Origin of the sequence: Kitasatospora sp. NBC_01560 (assembly GCF_045208415.1) — a bacterium.
In the GTDB taxonomy this organism is placed as follows: domain Bacteria; phylum Actinomycetota; class Actinomycetes; order Streptomycetales; family Streptomycetaceae; genus Kitasatospora.
This window is the reverse complement of record NZ_CP109364.1, coordinates 860799-882448: the sequence shown is the minus strand read 5'-3', so window position 1 is coordinate 882448 and position 21650 is coordinate 860799. Positions and strand designations below refer to the sequence as shown.

Sequence of the window (21650 nt, the reverse complement as noted above, 5' to 3'; positions counted from 1 at the left end):
CGGCCTGGTGCATGCTCGCCCGTATGACTGAGCTCCGTGCGACATCGGCCGACGGCACACCCGTCACCGCTCTCGACGACGGCCGCGGCCCGGCCCTGCTGCTCGTGCACGGCGGCGGGGAACGGGCCACCGCCTGGGGTGGAGTGGTGCGGTCGCTGACCGCCGACTTCCGCGTCGTCCGGCTGAACCGCCGGATCTACGTCCCCGGCGCCGTCGTCGCGCCGACGCACTCGGTGGCGGTCGAGGCCGCGGACGTCCTCGCCGTGGCCCGGGCGCTCGGCCGTCCGGTGCTCCTGGTGGGGCACTCGTCGGGCGCCGTCGCGGCGCTGGAGGCCGCGTTGCTCGAACCGGCTGCGTTCGCCGGGCTGTTCCTCTACGAGCCGCCGCTGCCCACCAGATCACTGGTCGGCGGCGAGGCGACGCGACGGGTCCGGGCCGCCCTCGCCGCGGGGGACCCGGCCGAGGCGGTGCGCATCCAACTGCGCGACATCGTACGGATACCGGCGGACACGGTGGACGTCCTGGCCGCGGCGCCGGGCGGCACGGCCGCGTTGGCGGCCAGGGTGCTGGCGCAGCTCGCCGACGTGGAGGCCGTCGACGCACTGGGCATCGGCGTCGACCGCTTCGGCGCGCTGAGCCTGCCGACCACACTGCTGGAGGGCGGCGAGAGCCCGCCGCACCTGCGCGAGCGGCTGGCCGACCTGGCCGCCGTCCTCCCGGACGCGCGCGTTCTCACCCTCCCCGGCCACGGCCACGTCGCCCACCGCACCGCCCCCGACGAACTCGCCCGCGTGATCCGGGAGACGGCCGCACGTGTCCTGACCTGAGCACCGCCCACCCGCGGCCGGTGCCCCCTGGCCGGACTACGAACCGTAGTCCGGCCAGGGGGCACCGAAGCCGGATGCCGGACGGCGGCAGGTCAGTTGCCGGACGGGAAGTCCCCAACGCGGATGCCGGACACGAAGGACTGCCAGGCGCGGCTGTCGAAGGCGAGGGCGGGGCCGTCGGCGTCCTTGCTGTCCCGGACCACGACGGCGCTGTCGAGTCGGCCGTACTCCACGCAGTTGTCGTTCGGGTTGCTGGCAGTGGCCTTCGCCCACTTCACGGGGAGGGTCGAGGCGACGGGGAAGTGGGTCACTTGAGCTGGTCTCTCTTCTCTGCGATGAGGTGGAACGATTGGTCGAGGTCCAGGGCCGTCGCCATGATCTCGTCGAAGGCGGCTCGGTAGACGTCCACATGGTTCGGATCCTCGACCCAATCGCTGCTCAGCATTCCGCTGAGAAGGACGAGGTCGAGATCCCGCTGGCGAAACTCCAGGAGGGCGAAGGGGCCGGTCATCCCAGGGTGTGGAGGTGCCATGGCAGGCATGACCTGGATCTTGACGTTCGGTAGCTTGCCGAACTGCAGCAGCTTGTCCAACTGGTCGGTCATCACGCCGGGTGCTGCGCTCATGGTCAGGGCTGATTCGTGGATGACCGCCCACAGCTTCAGTGGATTCTCGGGCCTGGTCAGGACGGACTGGCGGTTGATCCGGACCTCGACACGCTCTTCGACGCTGGTCTTCACGACGCCGCTGGAGATGATGGCGTGGGCGTAGTGCCGAGTCTGAAGCAGGCCTGGGATATATGCGGACTCGTACGACTTGTTGCCGACGGCCGTTTCTTCGAGCCGGATCAGGTCGGTGTAGAGCGGGTTCAACTGCTCGTATGCGGCCATCCAGCCCGGGCGGCGCTTGTCCCGGAGGATTTCGACCAGGACTTCCTTCAACTCCTCGTCGCACTCGTAGAAGTCGAGCAGCGCGCGGACGACATCGGGTTTGAGCTGGACCCGCGCGTTCTCGTACCTGCTCAGCTTCACGAGGTTCACGCCGTCGACCTGGGCGACCACCTCTTCGGCTGAGAGGTTCTTGAGTTCGCGGAGCCGCCTGAGCTCTGCCGCGATGCGTCGGTAGCGCACGGCGGGCACTGCAACTGCCATCTGCGTAACCCCTCCAGAGCTGTCAGTGAACCAGTGTGCCTGCCGTCACCGGTGCTTCGCCACTGTCAATCCGAGGCCAGGGGCAGCACCTTGAGGTTCGAGATGAAAGTTTTCATATTTGCTCGACATGGCTTGCGATCATGCTCGCCAGAGTCCCATGCTGAACGTGACGAGTCGCTGACGCATGGTGATATCCGTTGCTTGTGCGGCCTCTCGCTGCTTCATGCCGCCCGGTCGTAGCCGAGGCCTGACTCCCCGTAAGCGAAAGGTGGTTTCGCCATGCCCGGAACACCCGTAGAGCCGACAGAAGACGCTGTCGAAAGCTGCTGGCTGCCGCGTAGTAGGCGCTCGCCGGCCGAGGGGTGGCGGGCGCTCGAAGTGCTCCTCGCGGACTACCCCGGCGGTCAGCAGTTCGCTGACGTCGGGCTGTTGATCGTCTCGGAGTTGGTGACCAACGCCGTCGTGCACGGCACGCCCGGCGGCAGCCGCATTCAGCTGGTGCTCGCCGTCGGCCCGACCCGTCTGCGGATCGAGGTGCACGATGCACGTGCTGATCGCGGGCCCCTGCTCCGCCGGAGCGCTCCGGACGACGAGTCAGGCCGCGGCCTTCTCCTGGTCAAGTCCCTCTCGCTGCGGTGGGGGTGCTGTCCGCGTCGGGGAGTCGGCAAGATCGTGTGGGCGGAAGTCGCGCCGTCCGCCGTGGCCGACTGCTCGGGTGTGGAGCCTGTCGCCCCCCGAGGCGGGCGATGATCCGGCGCTGCCGTCCCTGGTGCTGCGTCAACTACTGCCGTGCGGCGGACGTCCGGCCGTTGCGGAGGCATGGGAGGAGTGTGTCCTGACGGGGTGCGGCCCCGGAGTGGGCTCCGGGGCCGCACCCCGTCAGGCAGGGTCAGCCGGTGGTGGCGTACTCCTCGTGCGCCTCGGGTCCGCCGGGTCCGCCGGGTTCGCCGGGGGCCTCGCGTGGGCCGAAGGGCCAGGTGTGTTCGGCGCGGGCCCAGAGCAGGAAGGCGCCGCAGCCGGCGGCCACCCAGGCGAGTGACCATTCGATGGGGTGGAATCCCGGTGCGTTGCGGTCCGCGTAGCCGTAGATCACCAGCCAGCCGACGGCGGCGAGGATGCCGGGTGCCGGGTAGAGCCACATCCGGTAGGGGCGGGCCAGGTCCGGCCGGCGGCGGCGCAGCACCGTCACGGCGACGATCTGGGCGAGCGCCTGGACGATCACCATCACGGTGGTGAGCAGGTTGATCAGGACGGTGAGCGGGGGGTGCGCGGCGTTGCTGCCGAGGTGGCGCCCGAGGAGGAACCCGGCGGCGGTCAGCACGCCCATCGCCGTCAGGCCGTGGACCGGGAAGCCGTGCCTGGGGTGCAGCCGGCCGAAGGCGCGGAAGAACACGCCGTCACGCGCCGCGTCGTACGGCACCCGGGAGCCGCCGAGCAGGCCGGCCAGGACGGAGGCGAAGGCGGTGATCAGGATGAGGACGGTCACGACGTCGGCGGCGCCCTTGCCCCAGGTGCTCTCCAGGACGGCGGAGGCGACCGACTTCGAGGCCACCGAGTCGGGGTCGAGCATCGCGTGCCAGTCCATCGCGCCGAGTACGCCGATCTGGAGCAGCAGGTAGATGCCCATGATGCCGAGGATGGAGAGCACGATGGCGCGCGGCAGGACACGCCCCGGCTGCCGGACCTCGGCGCCGAGGTAGGCGGCGGTGTTGTAGCCGAGGTAGTCGTAGATGCCGATGGTGAGGCCGGCGGCGAAGCCGAGCCAGAACTGACCGTGCGTCAGCTCGATCGCGTGCGCTGGCCAGTCGAAGGCGCGGCTCGGGCTGAAGTGGGTGTAGCAGGCGAGGATCACGGCGAGCACGGAGGCGAGCATCACCACCCACATGACGGTGGTGAGCTTGGCGATGCTCTCGACCCGGCGCCAGAGCAGCAGGACGACGAGGGCGCAGAACGCCAGGCCGACGGCATCGCCCTGGCCGCCCGTCATGCCGGGCCAGAGGTAGCCGAGGTACTGGACGAAGCCGACCACGCCGGTGGACATGATGAGCGGGATGAAGAGCATCGCCGTCCAGACGAAGAGGAACGGCATCAGCCGGCCGCTGCGGTGCCGGAAGGCTTCGCGGAGGTAGACGTAGGTGCCGCCGGAGCCGGGGAGGGCGGCGCCCAGTTCGGCCCAGACGAGGCCGTCGGCGAGGGCGAGGGCGGCGCCGGCGATCCAGCCGATCACCGCCTGCGGGCCGCCGAACGCGGCGACCATGAGCGGGATGGTGACGAAGGGGCCGATGCCGCACATCTGGCTCATGTTGAGGGCGGTGGCCTGGAAGAGGCCGATTCTTCGGGACAGACCTGGGGATGACACCGGGGCCTCCGGGCGTGGGGGAGTGGAGCGCCGTGGGTGGGGCGGAGGCTCAAGTTAGGGAGCATTACTTATTTCGTCAAGGCCGGCGGCCGGTCGTCCGGGCGTGCTGCGCGGCGCCGCGGTCCGGCGCGGGGTGGCGGGTCGGCGTCCGGGCGGGCTCCGGTGGACATGATCACGAGTCACCCCGGCAGGCATGATCACGCGTCATCTCGGGGGGCATGATCGCGTGTCACTCCGACGGCGCCTCAAGCCACTTCGCAGGGTTGCGACTCCCAATCATTGGGAAACTTTCCTAACGAAAGCCATTGACCGGGCGCCCCGGTGCCCCGATTCTGTAGGCGCCTGCTGTGGTCACTGTCGCCGCCCGTGGCAGGTGCTCTCCTCGTGCTCCCCGCGCGCTCTTCCCGTGCACGTTCCGTCCTCGCCCCGTCCTCCCCCGGGTCTGCCGCCTTCGAGCGGCAGGTCGACGAAAGTGAGTTGGCATGAACAAAACTACCGGAGTCCGTCCCGCGGCTGCACTGCTGGCCGCCGCCCTCGGCCCGGCGGCGCTGCTGCTCGCCCCCGTGGGCACCGCGCAGGCCGCCCCCGCCGCCCCCGCGCAGATCACCCCCGCCGCTTCCGCCGCCGTCCCGGGGATGGCGGCCGCGCCGTACGAGTACCTCGGCTGGGGCAACCCGCAGAAGCCGACCGACGTGATGAAGGCGACCGGGGTCAAGTGGTTCACCCTGGCCTTCATCCTCTCCGACGGCGGCTGCAACCCGAAGTGGGACGGCAGCCGGGCGCTCGCCGGCGGCTCCGACGAGGCCGCGATCAAGTCGATCCGGGCGGCCGGCGGCGACGTGATGGTCTCGGTCGGCGGCTGGAGCGGGAACAAGCTCGGCGAGAAGTGTTCCAGCGCGAGCGCGCTGGCCGGCGCGTACCAGAAGGTGATCGACGCGTACAAGCTGAAGGCGCTCGACATCGACATCGAGGACACCGAGTTCTCCAACGCGACGGTCCGTCAGCGGGTGGTCGACGCGCTGAAGATCGTCAAGACCAAGAACCCCGGCATCGTCACGTACATCACCATGGGCACCACCCCGAGCGGGCCGGACTCCACCGGCAAGGACCTGATCAAGCGCGGCGCCGCGGCCGGTCTCGCCAACGACGGCTGGGTGATCATGCCGTTCGACTTCGGTGGCCACAGCGGCACCATGGGGCAGGCCACGGTCAGCGCCCTGGACGGGCTGAAGGCGGCGGTGAAGAGCGCCTACGGCTACAGCGACGACGCCGCCTTCCGGCACATCGGCGTCTCCTCGATGAACGGGAAGACCGACGAGGCCGGCGAGACCGTCACCACCGCCGACTTCCGCACCATCCTCGGCTACGCGCAGCAGCACCACCTCGCCCGGTTCGCCTTCTGGTCGGTCAACCGCGACCGCGCCTGCGGCTCCGGCGCGGACGCCGACGCGTGCAGCGGCGTCACGCAGTCCCCGTACGAGTTCACCAAGATCGTCGTCCAGTACCAGGGCTGAGGAGCACCCCCATGGCACAGTTGACCACCCGGAGCCGTCTTCGCGCCGCCGCCGCCCTCGTCGTGGGTGCGGGCCTGGCCGCCGGACTGCTCGCCGCACCACCCGCCTCGGCCGAGGCCGCCGCGCGGCAGGCCGCGGCGACCGCCGGCACCGCGCAGGCCGCCGCCACGCCGGCCGTACCGTTCGGCAGTCACCGCTACCCGTACGCGGCGGGCACCCTCAAGCCCTCCGGCGCGCAGGCCACGCTCGACCAGCAGGTCGTCACCACGTACAACGCCTGGAAGGCCGCGTTCGTCAAGCAGAACTGCGGCAACGGCTGGTACGAGGTGATCTCGCCGGACGCCGACCACCCGTACGTCGCCGAGGCGCAGGGGTACGGCATGGTCGTCACCGCCACCATGGCGGGCGCCGACCCGAACGCGAAGACCGTCTTCGACGGCCTGGTGAAGTACGTGCTGGCGCACAAGTCCGTCAACAACCCGGACCTGCTGGCCGCAGAGCAGGACGCCTCCTGCAAGAGCGTGGACGGCTCCGACTCGGCCACCGACGGGGACCTCGACGTCGCCTACGGGCTGCTGCTCGCCGACCGGCAGTGGGGCAGCACCGGCACCTACAACTACAAGGACCTCGCCGTCCGGCACATCAACGCGATCAAGGCGAGCGAGATCAACACGAAGACCCACCTCACGCTGCTCGGCGACTGGTCGGACTCGGGGGACTCCCTCCACTACGTCACCCGCTCCTCGGACTGGATGATCGACCACTTCCGGGCGTTCCGAACCGCGACCGGCGACACCACCTGGGACACCGTCCGCACCGCGCACCAGGACCTGATCACCAAGCAGCAGAGCGGCTACGCCGCCGGCACCGGCCTGCTCGCCGACTTCGTGGTCAACACCAACGGCACTGCCAAGCCCGCCGCCGGCCAGGTGCTGGAGAGCGCGCACGACGGCGAGTACGGCTGGAACGCCTGCCGCGACCCGTGGCGGATCGGCGCCGACGCCGTCACCAGCGGGGACGCCGCCTCGCTCGCCTCGGCGCGCAGGATCAACGCCTGGATCAAGGGCAAGGCGGGCGGCAACCCGGCCAACATCGTCACCGGCTACAAGCTCAACGGCTCGGCCTTCGACAGCGGCCACGACATGGCGTTCACCGCGCCGTTCGTGGTCACGGCGATGACCGACCCGGGCTCGCAGGCCTGGCTCGACGCACTCTGGGCGAAGCTGGCGGGCACGGCGATCGACAAGTCCCTGTACTACGGCGGCAGCGTCCAGCTCCAGTCGATGATCGTGGCCTCCGGCAACCACTGGGTGCCGTAGCCCCGGCTGTGTTGTAACCCCGGCTGCGCCGTGGCCGGGGCGGGAGCCCGCCCCGGCCACGGCACCGTCCTACTCTCCCCCTGTCGCAGGAGGTCCGTGTGTTACCCCGAACGATTGCCGCGCTGACCGGTGCGGTGGCCCTCCTCCTCTCCTCCGGAGCGGCTACGGCGAACGCCACCACCGCCACTGGTGTCACCGCCGGGGCGGAGGTGAACGTCTCCACGGCCGCCGGGCTGCGGGCCGCGCTGGCGGCCGCCGTGCCGGGGCAGACGATCCGCCTGGCACCCGGCGAGTACCACGGTGCGTTCCTGGGCCGGAAGGCCGGCACCGCGGCGAAGCCGATCACCGTCACCGGGCCGCGCACCGCCGTCCTGGTCAACGACGGACCGGCCGGCTCCGCCCCGTCCTGCCCGGCGCCCACGACCGGCTGGGACCCGGGCTACGGGTTCTGGCTGTACGACGCGCCGTACTGGAACCTCACCGGCTTCACCGTGAAGGACGCCAAGAAGGGCGTCGTCGTCGACAACTCGCCGCACGTGGTGCTCGACGGGCTGTACGTCCACCACACCGAGGACGAGGGCGTGCACTTCCGCCGGTCCTCCGCCGACGGGGTGCTCCGCAACTCGGTGGTCGAGTACACCGGAGTGGTCCAGCCCGGCTACGGCGAAGGCGTCTACCTCGGCTCGGCCGGCTCCAACTGGGGCTGCCACGGCAACAGCGGCGGCGCCGACCGCTCGGACCGGGTGCTGGTGGAGAACAACCGGATCGGCCCGTACGTCGCCGCCGAGGGGATCGACGTCAAGGAAGGCACCACGGGCGGCGTGATCCGCGGCAACACCTTCGACGGCCGCGGGATCTCCGGCGAGAACTCGGCGGACTCGTGGGTGGACGTGAAGGGCAGCGGCTATCTCATCGAGGGCAACAGGGGCAGCTTCACCGGCCCGGGGACGTTCGCCAACGGCTACGAGACGCACAACCCGGCCACCACGCCCGCCTTCCCGAACGGGTGCGGCAACGTCTGGCGCGGCAACAGCTCGGACCTGGGCGGCGTGGGCGCCTACGCGGTGCGGATCACCTCGGTCTCGGCCTGCGCGGGCCGCCCCAACCAGGTCTACGCCTCGAACACGGTGACCCGGGCGGTGTCCGGGCTGACCAACATCCCCGTGACGCCCTGACCCGTCGACGCCGCCCGCAGCGGACGGCGTGCACCCGGAGCCGCCGGCCACCGCGTGGGCGGGGAGCGGGTGTTCAGCCCGTGGCCGTCGCACCCAGTGCGGCGGCCACGGCCGGGAGCCGGCCCATGGTGTGGGCGACGGCCAGGCCGTCCATGTAGTCCCGGGCCCGGACGATCAGACCGTCGCGGACCCGGAGCACCAGCAGGCCCGGGAACGCGAACGGCTGCCCGGTGCCGGCGATCTCGCCCTTGACCACCTGCTCCGCGACGATCACCTCGGGGTCGGTGCTCTCGTGCGTGGCGACCTCGTGGATCTCCATCGGCCGCGCCGGACTGGCACCCCAGGCCGCCCGGTAGGCGGCGCGCACCTCCTCCCGGCCGCGGTACGCGGCGGGCATTCCCGGGAAGACGAACGGGAGTTCGTGGACGCCGTCCGGCGCGTAGAGGTCGGCGAGGGCGTCGGCGGACCTGTCGATGATCGCCTGTCGGTAACGGACCAGGACGCTGCGCGGGGTGGTGAGGTCCGACACGGCGCGGACTCCTCTCGGGGGTGTGTGGCGTGGTGTGGGCGGTGTTGGTGCGGCGGGCCGGAAACTCTGGGGCCAGGTGGCGTCGGGCCAGGTGGCGTGGGGCCGGGTGGTACGGGGCCAGGTGGCGTGGGGCCGGGCCGATTCTGCCGCAGGGGGCCGAGGCAGGCAGCCGGATTCACCTACGGCGCCCGGCCGTCCCGTCCCGGCGGTGGACGCTGTGTGACCGGAAGGTCTCGATCCGCCGACAAAGTGTGTGAACCGTGGGAACACCGTGACGCCGGTCTGATGGAATCACCATCTTCTTTCAAGCGGAACGGAGTGTTCTCTCCCCATGGATTCACGGATCCGCGGCGGCCGGCGCAGCTTGGGCGCCGTCGCCGGACTTGTCCTCACCATCGGCCTGGCCCTGACCGGTTGCGACCCGGCGGCGGTCGACACCGCCGCCACCGCGGCCGCCTCGGCGCCCGCCGTCGCCGCCACCACGGCCGCACCGAGCGCCGGCGCGCCGACCGCCACCGAACCGACTGCCAACCCCCCGGCGCCGGTTCCGGCCGAGCCCGCGCCGACCACCCCGCCGCCGGTCGCGACCACCCCGCCCGCAGCGGCCCCCAAGGCGGCGCCGCAGCCCGCGGCACCGACCGCCAAGCCGTCGGCGCCCGAGACGAAGGCGGCCCCGGCGCCCGCCCCCAGAACCACCAGCGCCGAGCCGCAGCCCGCGCAGCCGCAGGCTGCCGGTGGGGACTGCGAGCTCCGCTCGAACGCGGGCAACTGCTACCAGGCCGGCCAGTTCTGCCGCAATGCGGACCTGGGGGCGAGCACCCACGACGCCCACGGCCGGATGATCTACTGCCGGATGGTCAGCGGCAAGCCGCACTGGCAGGCCTGAGCGGCGGACCTCGTCGGGGTCCGGGGGTGTCCGGTGTTCTCATGGGTGCCGGACGCCCCCGGAGCTCCGGGCTCCGGGTACTACGAGGGCCGTGCGACCGGCAGGGCGTCGAGGGTCTCCCAGAACAGCCGCTCGTAGGCCTGGAGCAGGGTGCTGTACTCGCGGGCGGCGGTGAGGGTGCCGCCGTCCAGGCCGGCGTCACCCGTGTCACCTGTGTCACCGGCGTCGCCCCGGTTCGGGCCGAGGGCCTCGGCGGCCTGCTGCTCCAGGGCGATGGCCGGTCGGGCGAAGAAGTCGAAGAAGGCGCAGTCCTCGTCGGCGAACCCGTAGTGACGGCGCAGCCCGGCGCCGATTGCGGCGCAGTAGCCGCCCCAGGCGGTGAAGTTCGCGACCAGTGCCCCCGCTACGGCGGCGGGCCGGCCGTTGAGCGCGAGCCAGGCGAGGTACGCGGGGTAGGCCTGGCAGCCGGGCAGGGGCGGGCGGGCGGCGGCATGCTCCGGATCGAGCCCGCAGGCGGCGGCGAGGGCCGGCAGGATCCGCAGGGCGGGGCCCTCGCCCTCGGCCAGGTCGGCGAACCAGGCGCCCACCGGCAGGTCCGCGCAGCGGGTGGCGAGCAGCAGCAGGCTGCGCCGGTCGGAGGCGATGATCCGCTGCTGCTGCGCGGCCAGTTCGGCGAGCACGCCCAGCGGGGCGCAACCGGACGCGACCGCGGCGACCAGGGCCGGGGGCTCCTCCGATCGGGCCTGCTCCGCCTGCAGCTGACGTAGTTGCTCCGCGACTCGCCGGCTCACCGCGTTCGCACCTCCGACTCGGACCGGCCCCCGGGTGTCATTCCTACCGCGTTGCCCGGGCCGGCCGGGCCGGCGACCCGCCGCCCGGCGCGAGCCGCTCGCCGTCCGGCGCGCGCCGTTCGGTGCGCGGGCTCGGGCGGTGCCACCCGGTGGGTCAGACCGTGTCCTGCACCGGCAGTGCCGCCACCAGTGGATGGTCCTTCGCGATCAGGCCGAGCTTGGCGCTGCCGCCGGGGGAGCCGAGGTCGGTGAAGAACTCGGCGTTCGCCGCGTTGAACGGCCGCCACTCGTCCGGGGTGTCGTCCTCGAAGTAGATCGCCTCGACCGGGCAGATCGGTTCGCAGGCGCCGCAGTCGATGCACTCGTCGGGGTGGATGTACAGCATCCGCTCGCCCTCGTAGATGCAGTCGACGGGGCACTCCTCCAGGCATGCCTTGTCCTTGACGTCCACGCAGGGCAGGGCGATCACAAAAGTCATCGGGCTGCCGTCCTCTCCGGATCGGTACCGCTTGCCGCTCTGGCACGGCCGACCGTAGGGCCTCAAGTAGACTTGAGGTCAAAGGAGGAGGCAGCGCATGGCGACTCATCGGCCCGTCGACCCCGGGGCCACCCCCGACGACTGGCTGGCCATCGGCGAGGTCGGCGCGCGGACCGGCACGGCGGTGTCCGCCCTGCGGTTCTACGAGGAACTCGGCCTGATCGCCTCCGAACGCGATGCGCGCAACCAGCGCCGCTACCCCCGGCACATGCTGCGCCGCGTCGCCCTGATCTCGGTGGCGAAACGGATCGGCATCCCGCTGGAGGACCTCCGGGAGGCGTTCGCCGACGTCCCGCTCGACCGGCCGCCGAGCCACCACGAATGGCAGCGTGCCTCGCGCGGCTGGAAGCGCCGGCTGGAGGAGCGTCGCCAAACCATCGAACGGTTGGAGGCCGAACTCACGGGATGCATCGGCTGCGGTTGCCTCTCGATGAAGGCCTGCGCCCTGCTGAATCCCGGTGACGCGCTCGCCGAGGACGGTGTCGGCCCCCGGCGCCTGTAGGGGCCCATGTCCGGGGCGGTCCCGGTCAGCGGGCGTAGCGGGCGAGGATCAGGTCCACTCCGGACGTGGCCAGGTGGACGAGTTCGGAGTCGTGGAGCGGGATCGCGGGGGAGAAGGTGTTCATCAGCTGCGGGACGCCCACCGTGACGGCCACGAGTTGCTGGACGGCGAGCGTGGGCTCGGGAATGTCCAGGACGCCGAGCTGGTCGAGTTCGGTGAAGGCATCGGTCAGCGGCCCGTTGATCATGTCGTAGCTGACCCGGTACCAGAGCTGGCCGAGCTGGGGGAAGCGCTCCGTCTCGCCGATGACCAGGCGGCGCAGCGACATGATGTCGGGGTGCAGCAGGGTGCGGGCCCAGGCGGTGGTGAGGTCGATCAGCGCCTTCCGCAGATCGGGGGCCTCGACGATGGTGGAGGTGCAGGATTCGAGCCCCGCGTACGTCCGGGGCAGCAGGCCCCCGATGACGGCGAGGAACAGGCGCTCCTTGCTGCCGAAGTGCTTGTAGATGGTCGCCTTGGACACGCCGGAGCCGCTGGTGATGGCGTCCATGGAGGCCGCCGAGTAGCCCTCGGCGAGGAACTCGGCCTGAGCCGAGTCGATGATCGCCTGGCGCTTGCGCTGGGCGGCGTCGGTGGGGTCCGGGATGATCGGGATGCCGAACTCGTCCGTCGCGTCCGGAGTGCCTGCCGTGTCGACGCCCATGTCGGTGTCCTCCTGGTACTGGACCGGGTGAGGGGGATGTGTCGGAATGTCCCGGGTGGTTCAGTCTAAGAACTGAACGGTTCGGTTCGCAAAGGCCGCCGACGGGAGCAGAACCGGGCGCGCCGCGCGTCCGCGGCGCGCCCGGCGGCCGCCGCCGGTCACAGCGGGAGCCGGCCCATCAGCCCGCGGCCGAAGTCCTGCTGGGCCTGGCGCAGTTCGGCGGCGGTGTTCATCACGAACGGCCCGCTGCGGGCGACGGGTTCGCCGATCGGCTCGCCGGTCAGGACGAGGACCTCGGCCGCTCCGCCCCGGGCCTCGACGGTGAACCTGTCGCCGTCCTGGGCGAGCACGGCGAGGTGGCCGTCCCGGAGCTCTGCGTCCCGGGTGGCTGCCGCGCCGGACATCACGTACAGCATCGCGTTGTGGCCGACGGGAGCGGTGAACTCCGCACGACCGCCTGCCGCGAGCCGGGCGTGCACCACGAGGACGGGCGTGTGGGTCGCGAACGGGCCGGTCGCCCCGTGCGTGTTGCCGGCGATCACCGTGAGTTCGGCGCCGTCCGCGGTGGTGACCACGGGCAGCTCGCCGGGCTCGGCGTTCTGGCTGCGCGGCGGGACGGACTTGAGCCGGGCCGGCAGGTTGACCCAGATCTGCAGGAGGTGCTGCAGGCCGCCCTCGGCGAGGAACTCCTCGGTGGGCAGCGCCTCGTGGACGATGCCGGAGCCGGCGGTGAGCCACTGCACGCCGCCGCCCCGGACGACGGCGTGGTGGCCGCGGGAGTCGGCGTTGGCGATGTCCCCGGAGATGACGTACTGGATCGTCTCGAAGCCGCGGTGCGGGTGCGGGGGAGCGCCCTTGGCCTCGCCGGGGCCGAGCTCCACCGGGCCGACCTGGTCGACCATCAGGAACGGGTCGAGGAAGGGCAGGTCGGCGGTCGGGAAGGGGCGCCGGACCGGGAAGCCCGCTCCCTCGTAGGTGTGTACGGGGCTGACGACGCGGACGGTCGAGCGGACGGTGCCGGTTGCGACCGGTCCGGTTGCAATGGGTCCGGCGGCCGGGGCGGTGGCGGTGGCGCTCGGTGCGGTGGTGGAGGTCATGGATGAAATGAACTACACGATTCAGTTCACTGTCAAGACTGAACCGTTCGGTTGACACTTTGAACTGATCGGTTTAGTTTTTTGCCTGTCGAAGCCGCCCGGTCCGCCGGGCGGGCGACACCTCCCCGTCGTCCGACCTCTCTGTCGTCCGACCTGCCCGAAGGAGTGCCACCATGGCCACCAGCAAGATCCTCGCCATCTCCGGTTCGCTGCGCGCCGACTCGCACAACACCCGCCTGCTGCACGCCGCCCGCACGCTCGACCCGGGCCGCCAGGAGATCGAGATCTACGAGGGCCTGCGCGACCTCCCCGCGTACGACCAGGACCTCGATACCCCGGAGAAGCGCCCGGCGATCGTGACGGACCTGCGCCGCCGGGTACTCGCTGCCGACGGACTGCTCATCGCCACCCCGGAGTTCAACTACTCGATCCCCGGCGTGCTCAAGAACGCCCTCGACTGGCTCAGCACCGACTGGACGAAGACCGAGGGCCTGCCGCTGCACCGCAAGCCCACCGCGATCCTCGGGGCCGCACCGACCAACTTCGGCTCCGTCCGCGCCCAGCTGGCGCTGCGGCAGGTCTTCGTCTGGACGGAGAGCGACGTCGTGGTCAAGCCCGAGGTGATCGTCTTCCGTTCGCACGAGCGCTTCGACGCGGAGGGCAACCTCACGGACGAGACCACCGTCGGGCTGCTCCGGGGCCTGCTGGAGGCGCTCCAGGGCAAGATCGACGCCGCCCCCGCACGCTGACCCCGACCCGTCCGTCCCCGTCCGTCCCCGTCCGTCAGTGTCCTTCCCCGCCCGTCCCCTCCCGTCCCAGCTCTGGGCCCTCGTCGAAGGAGCGTCCGCCATGGCCATCGCGGGTACTGAAACCCAGGTCACCACAACCCCCGGCACCACAACCCCCGGCACCGCAAGCCCCGGCACCGCAAGCCCCGTGACCGCAACGCCGGTCACCGTCACCTACCTCGGCACCGCAAGCCCCGGCACCACAACCCCCGGCACCGCAAGCCCCGTGACCGCAACGCCGGTCACCGTCACCTACCTCGGCACCGCCACCGTCCTGCTGCGGATCGGCGATCTGACGATCCTCACCGACCCCGCCCTGGACCAGCAGCCGGGCGAGTACCCGGCCGCCCGCCCGCTGCGCCGTACCGCGGGTGCGGCGTTCGGCGCCGATCAACTGCCGCCCGTGGACCTCGTCCTGCTCTCGCACGACCAGCACGCCGACAACCTCGACCACGCCGGCCGGGAGGTGGCCGCTCGGGCGGGCGCGGTGCTCACCACGCCCGAGGCCGCTGCCCGGCTGGGCGGCAGGGCGACCGGCCTCGCCCCCTGGGAGAGCGTCAGGACGACCGCCGGAGCGACCACCGTGACGGTCACCGCGACCCCGGCCCGGCACGGCCCGGCCGGCACCGAGCCGGTCACGGGCCCGGTCACCGGGTTCGTCGTCGAGTACGAGGGCGGCACGCTCTACTTCTCGGGCGACACCACGCGTCACGCCGCGCTGGACGGGATCGCCGAACGCTTCGCCGTCGACACGGCCTTCCTGCACCTCGGCGACGCGCATTTCCCCGCCACCGGGGAGCTCGCCTTCTCGTTGAGTGCGGCGGACGGTGCCGAACTGGCCCGCACGCTCGGTGCCCGCCAGGTGGTCCCGCTGCACTTCGACTCCTGGGAGCACTTCGTCGAGGACCCGGCCCGCATCGCCGAGGCGTTCGCCGCCGCGGGCCTGGCCGACCGCCTGCGCCGACTGCCGCCGGGCACGGCCGAACTGCTCTGACCGTCCGCGCACCGCCCTCTCACCCCGGAGTTCCCCATGTCATCCGTACGTCCCCCGCTCCCGCCGTTCACCGCGGAGACCGCCGCCGCCAAGGTCCGGGCGGCCGAGGACGCGTGGAACACCCGCGACCCGCAGCGCGTGGCCCTCGCCTACACACCCGATTCGCTCTGGCGCAACCGCGACCGCTTCGTCACCGGGCGCGAGGAGATCGCCGCCTTCCTCACCGACAAGTGGGCCAGGGAGCACGAGTACGCGCTGCGCAAGCAGCTCTGGTCCTTCACCGACGACCGCATCGCCGTCCGCTTCCAGTACGAGTGGCACGACGACGACGGCCAGTGGTGGCGCAGTCACGGCAACGAGCTGTGGGAGTTCGCCCCCGACGGCCTGATGCGGCGCCGCGAGGCCAGCATCAACGACATCCCGATCAGTGAGGCCGAGCGCACCATCCGCGGCCCGCGCGGGGCCGACGAGCACTGACGATCGCGCGGCCGCCCGGCCGGAGGTCGGGGCCGGGCGCGGACGGGTCCCGGGACGCGCGGGGGTTCGGAAAACCGAACCCCCGGTCCGGGGGCTCGCACGATCGATTGCCGCGCCCGGTCCGGCCAGCATGGAGCCATGGCTGAAACGACATGGACGACGACCGCCGAAGCCGCGGTCCGGGCCGACGACCTGCACCGGGAGTACGGCCGCGGCGCCGCCGCCGTGCGGGCGCTGCGGGGGGTCTCGGTGGCCTTCGCACCGGGGACGTTCACCGCGGTGATGGGCCCCTCCGGATCCGGCAAGACGACCCTGCTGCACTGCCTGGCAGGGATGGACCGGCCCTCCCGCGGCACCGTCCGGTGGGGCGGCACCGAGGTGTCCCGGCTCCCCGAGCGGCGGCTGGCCGAACTGCGGCGCAGCCGGGTCGGGTTCGTCTTCCAGGCCTTCAACCTGATGCCCGCGATGACCGTCACCCAGAACGTGGAACTGCCCGGCCGGCTGGCCGGCACCCGCCCCGACCGGGCGGCCGTCCGGGACGCCCTCGCGCGGGTCGGCCTGGCCGGGCGCGAGCGGCACCGGCCGGGTCAGCTCTCCGGCGGACAGCAGCAGCGCGTCGCGATCGCCCGCGCCCTGGTCGCCCGCCCCGACGCGGTGTTCGCCGACGAGCCCACCGGCGCGCTCGACCGGGCGACCGGCCACGAGATCCTCACCCTGCTGCGCACCGGTGTGGACCGGGACGGGCAGACCTGTGTGATGGTCACCCACGACCCGGTCGCCGCGGGCTACGCGGACCGGGTGCTGCTGCTCGCGGACGGTCTGCTGGTCGACGAACTGGCCCGGCCGACGGCGGCGCTGGTCGCCGAGCGGCTGAGCCGGCTGGGCGGGTGAGCGCGCGATGACCGCCCAGATCCTCTCCGGCCGCCCGGGCGGCCGACCGCTGCCCGCCCTGGTACTCGGCCAACTCCGCCGCCGGCCCGCCGCGTTCGTCGGGCCGGCCGCAGCGCTCTTCCTCGCCGTCGCCACGGTGACGCTCTTCGGCTCACTGTTCGCCGCGGCGGCCGCCGCGCCCGCCGCCGACCGCCGGGCACCCGCCGGGCCGGGGCTGATGGTGATCGCGGGCGCGTTCGGCGAGATCGCCGTCCTGGTGGCCTTCTTCGTGGTGGTCAACGCCCTGGGCTTCGCGCTCCGCCAGCAGTACCGGGAGCTGGCGCTGCTGCGGACCGTCGCCGCCACGCCCCGGCAGGTCCGGAGGGTGGTGCGCGGGCAGGTGGTCGCGACGACCCTGCTGGCGGCCGGGCCGGGCTGGGTGGTTGGCGCCCTGGGTGCCCGCCGCTTCCTCGCCGCCCTCCAGGAGCGCGGGATGGCCGCGCCCGCCGTCCGGGTGCCGGCCACGCCGCTGCCGATGCTGGTCGCGCTCGCGGCCGCGCTGCTGGTGGCCCTGGCGGCGGCGGCCGTCGCGGGGCGGCGGGTCACCCGGATCCCGCCGGCCGCCGCGCTCACCGCCGGTACGACCGAGCACGCGCGGACGGGCGTCCCGCGGGTGCTCGCCGGCCTCGGCGCGCTGGCCGGCGGCGGGCTGCTGGTCCGGCTGGCGGCGACCCGGCCGGCCGACCAGCTCGACAAGGCGGGGCAGGCGGCGCTGCTCGGCTCGATCGTCCTGCTGGTCGCCGTCGCCCTGCTCGGCCCGCTCGCGGCCCGGGTGCTGGTCGCCGTGCTGGGCGCGCCGGTGCGGCTGGCGGCGCCGCGGACGGGCTGGCTGGCCGATGCGAACCTGCGTGGTTACGCGCACCGGCTCTCGTCCGCGGTGGTGCCGGTGGCGCTCCTGGTCGGCCTGTCGGGCACCATGTTGATCATGACAAGCACCGCCGAGCACGTGGCGAGCCGTGCCCTGCCCGCGGCCACCGGCGCCGCCACGGCGTCCGCCGCCGCCACCGCCACCGCGTCCGCCGTCAGCTCCGCGACCGACGTCTGGCTGCGGCAGGCCGAGCTGGCCATGCTGGTCTGCTTCGCCGCCGTCTCCACCGTCAACACCCTGGTGGCCCTGACCGCCGATCGCCGCCGCGAGTTCGCCCTGCTCCGGCTGGTCGGCGCGACCCGGCGCCAGCTGCTGCGGATGCTCGGCGCCGAGGCGGCCCTGACCACGGTCGTCGGCGTGCTGCTGGGTGCCACGGTCGCCGGCACCGCCTCGGCCGCCTTCAGCTCGGCGGCCACCGGATCGCTCGTGCCGGTCGTGCCGGTGGGCGCCTGCGGCTGGATCGTCGCCGGCGCGGCCGCCCTGACCGCGCCCGGCATCCTGCTCACCGGGCTGCGCGCGTTCGCCGGCCCGGCGGTGGAGGCGGTCGGTGGCGAGCGTGGCTGAGCAGCGGGCCGGGCGGCCGGCCCGCCGGACCCGGCGGTACGTCACCGCCCCGGGCGGCGAGCTGCTGTTCGCCGTCGCGGGCCTGCTGCCGGCCGTGCTCGGCGGCGCCTACGCGCTGGCCGTCCTGTACGCGGGAACGCTGCTCTCCCTGACCGTCGTCGGGCTGCCGTTCGTGGCCGCCGCGCTCGCCGGTGCGCGCGGCCTCGGCGCGCTCCACCGGCGGGCGGTGGAGCGGCTGCTGGGCGAGCGGGTCGAACCGCCGGTGCCGCCGCGGCGGCCGGCCGGCCCGCTCGCCCGGGGCCGCGCGGTGCTGGCCGACCCGGTCGCGTGGCGCTCGCTCGTCTACCTGCTCGCCCGGCTGCCGCTCGGGCTGCTCGGCTTCGCCGCCGTCGTCGTGCTGCCGCTCGGCAGTGGCTGGCTGCTCGGGTTCCCGCTCTGGGTCCGGCTGCTGGAACCGGGGGAGCGGCCGGCCGGCTGGCTCGACGCGGCCGCCGTGCTGCTCGGCCTGGCCGTGCTGGCCGCCGTGCCGGGCGCCAACCGCGTGCTCAGTACGGCCAATCGGAGGCTGGCCCGGCTGCTGCTCGGCCCGGCCCGCTCCCAGCGGCGCGTCCGCGACCTGGAGCAGGCCCGCGCCACCCTGCTCGCCGCCGGCACCGACCGCCTGCGCCGGCTGGAGCGCGACCTGCACGACGGCACCCAGGCCCAGCTGGTGGCGCTCGCCATCACGCTGTCGCTGGCCGACGACGTGTTGGCCAGCGCCCCGTCGGCCGGCGGTGGTCCGGACGACAGCGGTCCGGACGGCGGTGGTCCGGACAACGGCGGGCAGGCCGGTCCGGGGCCGGACGTGGCGCGGTTACGGGCCCTGGTCGACCGGGCCCGCAACCAGACCGACGACACCATCGCCGGGCTGCGCCGGCTCACCGCGGGCATCCACCCGGTGGCGCTGGACGGCGGGCTCGAAGCGGCCCTGCCCGGGCTGGCCGCCGGCTCGCCCGTCCCGGTCGCCGTCCGCCTCGACCTGCGCGAGCGGCCGGATCCGGCGATCGAACAGGCCGTCTACTACTGCGCGGCCGAGCTGCTCACGAACCTCGCCAAGCACAGCGGAGCCCGGTCGGCCGTGTTGTCGGCCACCGCCGCGGGCGGTCTGGTCCGGCTGACGGTGCGCGACGACGGCCGGGGCGGGGCCGCCGCCGCGGGAGGCGCGTCCGGTGGCGGTGCGGGCGGCGGGACCGGCGGTGGGACGGGGCTGGCCGGCCTGGGCGAACGGCTGGCGGCGGTGGACGGCGTCCTGCGGGTGGAGAGCCCGGTGGGCGGGCCGACCGTGGTCACCGCCGAGCTGCCCAGCCGCATCTGAGCCGCCGCGTCCGACCGGCCGGACCACACCGGCCGGATCCGTCCAGGTGGACCAGACCAGCCTGACCACACCGGCCGTACCGGACCGGCCGTACCCCGGCGCGTCCGGAAGTGACGAATCGTCAGGGTGCGGCGGTCTCGGCGAGGAAGGCGAGGACCGCCTTCACCCGCCGGTTGTCGGCGTCCGTCGGCGGCAGGTCGAACTTGGTGAAGACGGCGGCGACGTGCTTCTCCACCGCCCGCTCCGACACCACCAGCCGTGCGGAGATCGAACGGTTGGAGTGCCCCTGCGCCATCAGCTCCAGCACCTCGCGCTCGCGCGGCGTGAGGGCGTCCAGCCGGCCGCGCGGGCCGCCCCGCAGCAGTCCGGTCACCACCGCGGGGTCCAGCGCCGTCCCGCCGGCGGCCACGCGGCGCAGCGCGTCCATGAACTCGGACGTCCGCGCCACCCGCTCCTTCAGCAGGTATCCGATGCCGGCGGCGCCGCCGGCCAGCAGACGGGCGGCCCAGACCGTCTCGACGTGCTGGGAGAAGACCAGGACGCCGACGCCGGGCGCGGCGGCGCGCAGCTCGACCGCGGCCCGGATGCCCTCGTCGGTGTGGGTGGGCGGCATCCGGATGTCCACCACGGCGACGTCCGGCCGGTGCCCGGCCACCGCGGCGAGCAGCTCGGGCGCGGTGCCGACCGCCGCGACCACCTCGCAGCCACGGGCCGCGAGCAGCTCCACCATCCCGTCCCGCAGGATCACCGAGTCCTCGGCCAGTACCACCCGCAGCTGCTTCTCGATCATGGAGCCATTGTCGCGGCCCCGGAACGGCGGGCACCACGCCCCCGGGGCGATGGGCGCGCCGGCCGAGATGTACCGGCGCCGTCATGAGCTTGTTGTGTCCCCTTCATGTGAGGGATGCTCTGCTCCGGCATCGTCCCGGAACGATGCCGCACGCCCGCCGGGCCATTCGCAGACCTTCTGACAAGGGGACAGTCATCGTGACCGTACGCCGCGCCCTCGCCGGCACCATCGCCACCGGTCTGCTCGCCGCGGCCGCCGCCCTCGTGCCCGTTGCGCAGGCCGACGCGACGGACCCGGGTGACCTCCCGTTCGGCTCGGCCACCACCGTCGGGATCCATAACACCTACGACCCGGCCGCATTCGCCCACCTCGCGGATGGCCTGGACACCGGTACCGGCATGATCGAGCTGGACGCCTGGACGGACACCGTCACCAAGGAGTGGAAGGTCAGCCACTCCAACCCGCTCGGCAACAGCAACAACTGCGCCGCCGCGACGACGCCCGCCCAGCTCTACACCGGCGGCACCAACAAGAACCTGGAGACCTGCCTCGACGACGTCCGGATCTGGCTCGGCGCCCACCCCGGTGCCGGCCCGCTGGTCGTCAAGCTGGAGCTCAAGGGCGGCTTCGCCGGCAACCGCGGGATGGGCCCCGCCCAGCTCGACGCGCTGATCGCCGCCCACCTCGGCTCCGCCGTCTTCCGCCCCGCCGACCTGCTCGCCAAGCCCGGCGGCGGTAGCTACCCCACGGCGGACGAGGCCGCCCGCGCGGGCAACTGGCCGACCCGCGCCGCCCTCGCCGGCCGGGCGCTGGTCTACGTGATCCCCGGCTCCGTCGAGGAGAGCAACCCCTTCGACACCCTGCTCACCGACGTCGAGTACGCCCGCCACCTGCGCGACCTCGCCGCGGCGGGCCGCACCGGCGACGCGCAGGTTTTCCCCGCCGTCCACGGGGCCGCCGCCGGCGACCCGCGCGGCAAGTACGGCGAGACGTCGATCCGCCCGTGGTTCGTGGTCTTCGACGGCGACGCGGCCGCGTACGCCGGCGGGATCGACACCTCCTGGTACGACGGCCGCCACTACCTGCTGACCATGACGGACGCGCACAACGTCGCTCCCGCGATCAGCGCCACCGACCCGACGGCGGACCAGGCCCGCGCCCGCACCCAGCAGCTCGCCCGGGCCCACGCGAGCATCGTGTCGAGCGACTGGCGCAAGCTGCCCGCCGTGCAGGGGCTCGTCCTGCCGCGCGGCTGACCCTCGACGACCCGACGACCCGACGCCCCGATGCCCCCGGACTCCGGACCCCGAACCCCGGGGGCGAAGCGGTGGCGAAACGGTGGCGACGCCCGGGAGTTGACGGCCGGACGGCCGCGACGGTCCGATCCGCACCCGCCGGGCCGGCCCCGTCCGGCCGACCCGCAGATCCCCGCCCGCACCTCCCCGCACCCGCCGGGCTGCCCGAACGGGTCGACCCCGTCCGACGGGGGGTGACA

23 protein-coding genes are annotated in these 21650 nt (G+C 73.2%); 14 read left to right on the top strand and 9 right to left on the bottom strand.

The genetic code is table 11. The features are described from left to right. The first annotated feature begins 23 nt into the window (after positions 1–23). Positions 24–827, top strand: coding sequence for an alpha/beta fold hydrolase (locus tag OH807_RS03860; RefSeq protein ID WP_406193886.1), 804 nt, complete (start codon positions 24–26; stop codon positions 825–827). A gap of 92 nt (positions 828–919) precedes the next feature. Here OH807_RS03860 and OH807_RS03855 read toward each other — a convergent pair whose 3' ends face one another. Continuing rightward, positions 920–1138: a DUF397 domain-containing protein gene (locus OH807_RS03855; protein WP_406193885.1), complete on the bottom strand. Its 219-nt coding sequence runs from the start codon at positions 1136–1138 to the stop codon at positions 920–922. After that, positions 1135–1977, bottom strand: a complete 843-nt coding sequence (locus OH807_RS03850; protein WP_406193883.1) for a helix-turn-helix domain-containing protein — start codon at positions 1975–1977, stop codon at positions 1135–1137. Before OH807_RS03850 ends, OH807_RS03855 begins: the two co-directional genes overlap by 4 nt. A gap of 279 nt (positions 1978–2256) precedes the next feature. Here OH807_RS03850 and OH807_RS03845 point away from each other — a divergent pair, with 279 nt between their 5' ends. After that, entirely contained in the window at positions 2257–2727 is a 471-nt protein-coding gene (locus OH807_RS03845) for an ATP-binding protein (RefSeq protein WP_406193881.1), read from the top strand. Between the two features lie 139 nt (positions 2728–2866). Here the strand turns inward: OH807_RS03845 and OH807_RS03840 are convergent, their stop codons facing one another. Continuing rightward, positions 2867–4336, bottom strand: coding sequence for an APC family permease (locus OH807_RS03840; RefSeq protein WP_406193879.1), 1470 nt, complete (start codon positions 4334–4336; stop codon positions 2867–2869). A gap of 482 nt (positions 4337–4818) precedes the next feature. On the opposite strand from OH807_RS03840, the gene OH807_RS03835 reads away from it, so the two are divergent. From OH807_RS03835 to OH807_RS03825, 3 genes are all read left to right on the top strand, one after another. Then, entirely contained in the window at positions 4819–5850 is a 1032-nt protein-coding gene (locus OH807_RS03835) for a chitinase (RefSeq protein WP_406193877.1), read from the top strand. An 11-nt stretch (positions 5851–5861) separates the two neighbouring features. Next, a complete protein-coding gene (locus OH807_RS03830; RefSeq protein ID WP_406193875.1) occupies positions 5862–7169 on the top strand; it encodes a glycosyl hydrolase family 8 in 1308 nt (435 codons plus the stop codon). Between the two features lie 98 nt (positions 7170–7267). Continuing rightward, a complete protein-coding gene (locus OH807_RS03825) occupies positions 7268–8344 on the top strand; it encodes a right-handed parallel beta-helix repeat-containing protein (RefSeq protein WP_406193873.1) in 1077 nt (358 codons plus the stop codon). 73 nt (positions 8345–8417) lie between these two features. Here OH807_RS03825 and OH807_RS03820 read toward each other — a convergent pair whose 3' ends face one another. Then, the gene (locus tag OH807_RS03820; RefSeq protein WP_406193871.1) at positions 8418–8873 is read right to left on the bottom strand and encodes a nuclear transport factor 2 family protein; all 456 of its coding nucleotides are present in this window, start codon (positions 8871–8873) and stop codon (positions 8418–8420) included. Between the two features lie 331 nt (positions 8874–9204). Here OH807_RS03820 and OH807_RS03815 point away from each other — a divergent pair, with 331 nt between their 5' ends. Beyond that, complete coding sequence (locus OH807_RS03815; RefSeq protein ID WP_406193869.1) at positions 9205–9759, top strand: hypothetical protein; 555 nt, start codon at positions 9205–9207, stop codon at positions 9757–9759. Between the two features lie 80 nt (positions 9760–9839). Here the strand turns inward: OH807_RS03815 and OH807_RS03810 are convergent, their stop codons facing one another. Together OH807_RS03810 and fdxA are read right to left on the bottom strand one after the other, a co-directional pair. Then, the gene (locus tag OH807_RS03810; protein WP_406193867.1) at positions 9840–10550 is read right to left on the bottom strand and encodes a transcriptional regulator; all 711 of its coding nucleotides are present in this window, start codon (positions 10548–10550) and stop codon (positions 9840–9842) included. Positions 10551–10704: 154 nt separating this feature from the next. Further along, on the bottom strand, positions 10705–11028 hold the full coding sequence (fdxA, locus tag OH807_RS03805; RefSeq protein ID WP_406193865.1) for a ferredoxin: 324 nt from the start codon (positions 11026–11028) through the stop codon (positions 10705–10707). A 97-nt stretch (positions 11029–11125) separates the two neighbouring features. Between fdxA and soxR the strand changes: the two genes are divergently transcribed. Next, complete coding sequence (gene soxR / locus OH807_RS03800; protein WP_406193863.1) at positions 11126–11590, top strand: redox-sensitive transcriptional activator SoxR; 465 nt, start codon at positions 11126–11128, stop codon at positions 11588–11590. A gap of 25 nt (positions 11591–11615) precedes the next feature. Here soxR and OH807_RS03795 read toward each other — a convergent pair whose 3' ends face one another. Both OH807_RS03795 and OH807_RS03790 read right to left on the bottom strand, forming a co-directional pair. Beyond that, positions 11616–12293, bottom strand: a complete 678-nt coding sequence (locus OH807_RS03795; protein ID WP_406193861.1) for a TetR/AcrR family transcriptional regulator — start codon at positions 12291–12293, stop codon at positions 11616–11618. A gap of 158 nt (positions 12294–12451) precedes the next feature. Further along, positions 12452–13390 carry a pirin family protein gene (locus OH807_RS03790; RefSeq protein WP_406193859.1) on the bottom strand — a complete coding sequence of 313 codons (939 nt, stop codon included), beginning with the start codon at positions 13388–13390 and terminating at the stop codon, positions 12452–12454. 173 nt (positions 13391–13563) lie between these two features. Between OH807_RS03790 and OH807_RS03785 the strand changes: the two genes are divergently transcribed. The 6 genes from OH807_RS03785 (at position 13564) to OH807_RS03760 (ending at position 19365) form a co-directional block, all read left to right on the top strand. Then, positions 13564–14139: an NADPH-dependent FMN reductase gene (locus tag OH807_RS03785; protein ID WP_406193857.1), complete on the top strand. Its 576-nt coding sequence runs from the start codon at positions 13564–13566 to the stop codon at positions 14137–14139. 187 nt (positions 14140–14326) lie between these two features. After that, positions 14327–15172, top strand: a complete 846-nt coding sequence (locus OH807_RS03780; protein WP_406193855.1) for an MBL fold metallo-hydrolase — start codon at positions 14327–14329, stop codon at positions 15170–15172. Between the two features lie 36 nt (positions 15173–15208). Then, complete coding sequence (locus OH807_RS03775; RefSeq protein ID WP_406193853.1) at positions 15209–15649, top strand: nuclear transport factor 2 family protein; 441 nt, start codon at positions 15209–15211, stop codon at positions 15647–15649. 138 nt (positions 15650–15787) lie between these two features. Beyond that, positions 15788–16540: an ABC transporter ATP-binding protein gene (locus tag OH807_RS03770; protein ID WP_406193851.1), complete on the top strand. Its 753-nt coding sequence runs from the start codon at positions 15788–15790 to the stop codon at positions 16538–16540. A 7-nt stretch (positions 16541–16547) separates the two neighbouring features. After that, a complete protein-coding gene (locus OH807_RS03765) occupies positions 16548–18011 on the top strand; it encodes an FtsX-like permease family protein (protein WP_406193849.1) in 1464 nt (487 codons plus the stop codon). Further along, positions 18004–19365, top strand: a complete 1362-nt coding sequence (locus OH807_RS03760; protein WP_406210671.1) for a sensor histidine kinase — start codon at positions 18004–18006, stop codon at positions 19363–19365. The genes OH807_RS03765 and OH807_RS03760 overlap by 8 nt, the downstream gene beginning before the upstream one ends. Before the next feature lie 121 nt (positions 19366–19486). On the opposite strand, the gene OH807_RS03755 is transcribed toward OH807_RS03760, so the two are convergent. Beyond that, positions 19487–20155 carry a response regulator transcription factor gene (locus OH807_RS03755; protein WP_406193847.1) on the bottom strand — a complete coding sequence of 223 codons (669 nt, stop codon included), beginning with the start codon at positions 20153–20155 and terminating at the stop codon, positions 19487–19489. Positions 20156–20352: 197 nt separating this feature from the next. Here OH807_RS03755 and OH807_RS03750 point away from each other — a divergent pair, with 197 nt between their 5' ends. After that, entirely contained in the window at positions 20353–21411 is a 1059-nt protein-coding gene (locus tag OH807_RS03750) for a phosphatidylinositol-specific phospholipase C domain-containing protein (protein ID WP_406193845.1), read from the top strand. Positions 21412–21650: the final 239 nt, after the last annotated feature.

Coding starts and splice junctions, on each gene's coding strand:
- OH807_RS03845 (WP_406193881.1), top strand. CDS start 2,257: ATGCCCGGAACACCCGTAGAGCCGACAGAAGACGCTGTCGAAAGCTGC.
- OH807_RS03835 (WP_406193877.1), top strand. CDS start 4,819: ATGAACAAAACTACCGGAGTCCGTCCCGCGGCTGCACTGCTGGCCGCC.
- OH807_RS03775 (WP_406193853.1), top strand. CDS start 15,209: ATGTCATCCGTACGTCCCCCGCTCCCGCCGTTCACCGCGGAGACCGCC.
- OH807_RS03770 (WP_406193851.1), top strand. CDS start 15,788: ATGGCTGAAACGACATGGACGACGACCGCCGAAGCCGCGGTCCGGGCC.
- soxR (WP_406193863.1), top strand. CDS start 11,126: ATGGCGACTCATCGGCCCGTCGACCCCGGGGCCACCCCCGACGACTGG.
- OH807_RS03765 (WP_406193849.1), top strand. CDS start 16,548: ATGACCGCCCAGATCCTCTCCGGCCGCCCGGGCGGCCGACCGCTGCCC.
- OH807_RS03850 (WP_406193883.1), bottom strand. CDS start 1,977: ATGGCAGTTGCAGTGCCCGCCGTGCGCTACCGACGCATCGCGGCAGAG.
- OH807_RS03755 (WP_406193847.1), bottom strand. CDS start 20,155: ATGATCGAGAAGCAGCTGCGGGTGGTACTGGCCGAGGACTCGGTGATC.
- OH807_RS03815 (WP_406193869.1), top strand. CDS start 9,205: ATGGATTCACGGATCCGCGGCGGCCGGCGCAGCTTGGGCGCCGTCGCC.
- OH807_RS03795 (WP_406193861.1), bottom strand. CDS start 12,293: ATGGGCGTCGACACGGCAGGCACTCCGGACGCGACGGACGAGTTCGGC.
- OH807_RS03860 (WP_406193886.1), top strand. CDS start 24: ATGACTGAGCTCCGTGCGACATCGGCCGACGGCACACCCGTCACCGCT.
- fdxA (WP_406193865.1), bottom strand. CDS start 11,028: ATGACTTTTGTGATCGCCCTGCCCTGCGTGGACGTCAAGGACAAGGCA.
- OH807_RS03785 (WP_406193857.1), top strand. CDS start 13,564: ATGGCCACCAGCAAGATCCTCGCCATCTCCGGTTCGCTGCGCGCCGAC.
- OH807_RS03790 (WP_406193859.1), bottom strand. CDS start 13,390: ATGACCTCCACCACCGCACCGAGCGCCACCGCCACCGCCCCGGCCGCC.
- OH807_RS03830 (WP_406193875.1), top strand. CDS start 5,862: ATGGCACAGTTGACCACCCGGAGCCGTCTTCGCGCCGCCGCCGCCCTC.